At 69.8% G+C, this 3658-nt stretch carries 7 protein-coding genes; all 7 read right to left on the bottom strand.

What is annotated here, in order from left to right:
* Positions 1-48 precede the first annotated feature (48 nt).
* Positions 49-480 (bottom strand): hypothetical protein, encoded by a 432-nt coding sequence (locus AC16JP_RS11075; protein ID WP_484340674.1) that lies wholly within the window; start codon positions 478-480, stop codon positions 49-51.
* 14 nt (positions 481-494) lie between these two features.
* Positions 495-1457, bottom strand: coding sequence for a hypothetical protein (locus tag AC16JP_RS11070; protein WP_484340673.1), 963 nt, complete (start codon positions 1455-1457; stop codon positions 495-497).
* Positions 1444-1674 carry a hypothetical protein gene (locus AC16JP_RS11065; protein ID WP_484340672.1) on the bottom strand — a complete coding sequence of 77 codons (231 nt, stop codon included), beginning with the start codon at positions 1672-1674 and terminating at the stop codon, positions 1444-1446. The genes AC16JP_RS11070 and AC16JP_RS11065 overlap by 14 nt, the downstream gene beginning before the upstream one ends.
* A 10-nt stretch (positions 1675-1684) precedes the next feature.
* Complete coding sequence (locus tag AC16JP_RS11060; RefSeq protein ID WP_484340671.1) at positions 1685-2113, bottom strand: phage tail terminator protein; 429 nt, start codon at positions 2111-2113, stop codon at positions 1685-1687.
* On the bottom strand, positions 2110-2619 hold the full coding sequence (locus AC16JP_RS11055) for a phage virion morphogenesis protein (RefSeq protein ID WP_484340670.1): 510 nt from the start codon (positions 2617-2619) through the stop codon (positions 2110-2112). Before AC16JP_RS11055 ends, AC16JP_RS11060 begins: the two co-directional genes overlap by 4 nt.
* On the bottom strand, positions 2619-3365 hold the full coding sequence (locus AC16JP_RS11050; RefSeq protein ID WP_484340669.1) for a phage protein Gp36 family protein: 747 nt from the start codon (positions 3363-3365) through the stop codon (positions 2619-2621). The genes AC16JP_RS11055 and AC16JP_RS11050 overlap by 1 nt, the downstream gene beginning before the upstream one ends.
* A partial coding sequence (locus tag AC16JP_RS11045) for a hypothetical protein (RefSeq protein WP_484340668.1) occupies positions 3362-3658 on the bottom strand: 297 nt, incomplete at its 5' end. The genes AC16JP_RS11050 and AC16JP_RS11045, both read right to left, overlap by 4 nt.

The raw sequence follows: 3658 nt of genomic DNA, 5'->3' as shown, positions 1-3658 counted from the left end.
CGCGCGCGATGTTTTCCGCTGTGGCGCCGGCGGCCTGCATGGCCGCCCTCAGGCCGTCGCGGTCGAAGCCCCCGCGCCGGTGGCCTGCGGGGCCGCCGCCGCCGCAGACATATCGGGCGAGGGCGCGGAGTTTTTTTCCCGCTCGGCCGGAAGGCCCAGCCAATAGTTCACAAAGGCCATCGTGAACGCCCCGGCAAAACCCGGCAGGTCCAGCAGGGCCGCCGCGTTTTCACGGGTGAAGGGCAACGGGTCGCCGGTGGCGTCGGTCAGGTCGTCCCAGCCGCGCACCAGCCGCCAGAACAGATCCAGTTCGGCGGCCGGTGACAGTTCCTTGCCAGCGCCGAAGCTGGCGTTGAATTCCTCGCGGCCGATCCGCACCAGTTGCAGCATCAGCGTCTGCGGGCGCACCGTGCCGTCGGCGTTCCAGCTATTCCAGACCACCGGCCAGCGCGCCACCGGGTCTTTCACCAGTTTGAACATGTGTCGCGCCTTTCCTAGCGGGTGATCAGGGTGAAATCGTTGCCGGCGGCCGTCGCCACGAACTGGATGTCGGCCGACAGGAAGATGCGGTTCGCTTCCACCTGGAATTCGGCGCGGCCCAGCACCGCGTTCGCCGCCGTGATCTCGATGATGTTGCCGGCCGCCGTGCCGTGCACCAGGCTGAACGCCACCGCCGTGCCGGCGCGGATCTGCGGAAAATAGTTCTTCACCCCGATGTCGGGCATTTCGAACACGCAGCGCGCCGCCGGCGCACGGGCAGACCCGCTTTCGTCCTTGCCGAACACCACCTGCCGCGATCCGGTCGTGGAAAAATATTCCACCTTGGCCCCCAGATTCAATTCCAGGCTGCGCACCCCCAGCGCGACGCCGTCCAGTTGCACCACCGTGTTCAGCATCGACACTTCGGCCGGCACCACATCCGTCGGCATCACGATGCCGACCGGCGCGTTCGCCGTCACGATGTTCACATCGTCCTGCAGCAGCGCCACCATGTCCCAGGCGATGTGCGGCTGCTGTTTTTCCGTGAACGAAAGGGTGCAGTTGCCGCGCGCGCCGCGCCCGCGCAGATCGAAGGCGCCGCCCTTGTTGCCGGCGATCGACAGCGAAGCACCATCGCCCACCCCGATCAGCGGGTGCGTCGCCATTACCCCGGCGGTGATCACCGGCGCATCGAACTGGCAGGCGCGCAGCAGCTTCGCCCAGTGCGGCACGCCGTCGACGGTGCCCGCGCCGGCCAGCTCGGTCTTGAAGCTGTGGCGCTGGCGGATCGCCGTGGGCGAGGCCGGATTGATGCCGTGAAAGCCGCGTTCGATCTGGCGGCGGAATTCTTCCGATTCCATCGGCGTCATGCTGTAGTCGAACACCGGCGACATGTCGGTGGCGGGCGCCGGCGCCAGATAGGTGCCGTAGGCGGCTTCCAGCTTCGCCAGCAGCAGCGATTTGTCAGCGATCGGCATGGTGCTGTTCCTTTTTCTTCGCGATTTCAGGGCGGGTTTCGGGGCGGGTTTCCGCCGCGCGCAGCGGGCCGCTTGCCGGCAGGCCGTCGGCCGCCAGCAGCGCCTGATCGGCGCGCCGCACGATGCCGGCCGGCGTGACGGCATGGCGGACGGCGTCGAACCAGCCGGGCAGCAGGTCCGTATCGAACGGCGTTTCAGAAGGTGTTTTTGCGGGCATCAGAGGCTCCTCAGGGCAGGTCCAGCGTGCGGCGGCGATGCGTGCGGCCGCGCAGCCGCACCACCCGCGCCAGCAGCGTCGGCGACACTTCGATGGTGCGGACTTCGTGCAGGGTCAGCACCGAATCCCAGCCCGCAGGCTGGCGCCCGAACAGCGCCGCCAGCACCTGCTCGCCCAGATCGTGCAGCAGGTCGGCCGATGCGCCCTGGCGGGCGCCGTCCGGGCGGGCGACGATCACCACCGCCACGGTGGAAAGCACCGTCTGGTGGGTGATGGCCGACCCTTCCGTGGTCTGCCCGCCGGTTTCGGTGTCGGCCACCACATAGGCGGCGGGCAGCGCGATGTTCGGCCGCTCGCCGATCTTCGCCAGCTCGTCGATGCCGCCCACCGCCTTCAGCGGCAGCGGCGCCAGCAGCGCAGCGATGCTGTCCAGTCTCATGCTGCACCGCCTTCGAAGGCGGCGCGCAGGTGGCGGCCAAGAATGTCGTGGATTTCACGCCGTTCCGCCTCGCCGAAGCCAAGGAACGGGCGGGCGGGCATGGTAACGGAAGCGCGTGGGCCGTGCGGGGTTTTCAGCGCGCCCTTGCCGCCCTTCGATTTCGGGATGGCGCGGATGGTGCCGCCGAACTGGTGGATGGCGGCATAGACCAGGTTGGTGCCGATCCAGGCCGACGTGCCGTCATGCCCGGCGCTGCCCAGCAACCGGCCCAGCAGGCCGCCGCGCAGGCCGCGCAGTTGCAGCGTCTTGCCACCCTTTTCCCGCACCCGCTGCGATGGCAGCCACGCCACGCCGTCGGGTCCTGTCTCGGCCCTGAAGCGGGCTTCGGTTCCGGTGCGCAAGCTGGCGGCGATCGCGGCCAGCGCCGGGGTGAAATCATGGGCGGCGGCCAGCGCGCGCGTGATCGCGGGTGTCAGCGTGTCGTCGACGGCAAGGCGGATTTCCATCAGAAGCCCGCCAGCTTGTCGCGGGAAAACAGCTTGCCGCCTTCCTGAAACAGCACCTGCCCGGCACCGCCGGGGGCGGCTTCGGGGGCGCCCGCCAGCAGCGATTTCCCCGCCGCCAGATCGGCCAGCAGCCGCCGCGCTTCGGCCGCGCGCGCCGCCACCTGTTCGGGCACGGCGTGGCGATACAGCCGGGCCAGCGCCAGATCATGGGCGATGGTGGGCAGCGGCGCCGGCGCCGGCAGCGCCAGCGGCAGCCGGTAGCGACCCGCCAGATAGCTGTCGATCAGCGCGCCGGCGTCGGCCAGCGCCGCTTCCAGCCGTTCGCCATCGATCGCACCACGGCCTTCCTCGTCGGTCAGCTCGATCGTCAGATCAAGGCCGGCGCGCGCCACGAAACCGGCAATATCCATATAAGCGGGCAGCACCGCGCCCGGCACCCGCCACGATTGATCCAGGCACAGGATTTCGGCGCGCGCCGTGGCCAGCCCGCCGGTGCCGCCGCCATCGGCCACGCTGGCCTCCAGCAGATACAGTTCGCCATCGGTGCCGCCGTCCACCGAAACCATCACATAATCGCTGCCGGCGTGCTGTGCCGCCACCACCAGCGGCGCCGTTTCGGCAACGCGCCCGCGTGGCGTGATGGTAACGGCCGCGATCGCGCCCAGCGGCACGCCGGCCGGCTGGCCAACCTGCAACCGCAGATGCGCGCGCGCACCCGGATCCTTGCATGTCGGCGTGAAGCTCATGCAGGGCGCCCGCCCGACGGCGGCAGATCGGCTTCGGCAACCAGAAGCTCCACCAGAAACCCGGCGTCCTGCTCAAGCGCCATGAACTGGGCAAAGCGCATCTGCCCGCCGGGGAAGATCATCACCTCTCCGGCGGTCCAGGCGCGGCCGGCCCGGCGGCGCGATACGTGCGCCGTCACGCGGACTGGAAAAGCCACCAATGCCGGATCGCCTTGCGGCTTCCCGGCCGCATCTTCGCCCGGCCCGCGCGGGGGCGCTGTGGTATCCGCTTCAGGGGCATATGCGGCGGGGGG

This window comes from Sandaracinobacteroides sp. (genome assembly GCF_057137845.1).
The sequence above is the reverse complement of the archived record's forward strand: the minus strand, read 5'-3'. Positions and strand labels throughout refer to the sequence as shown.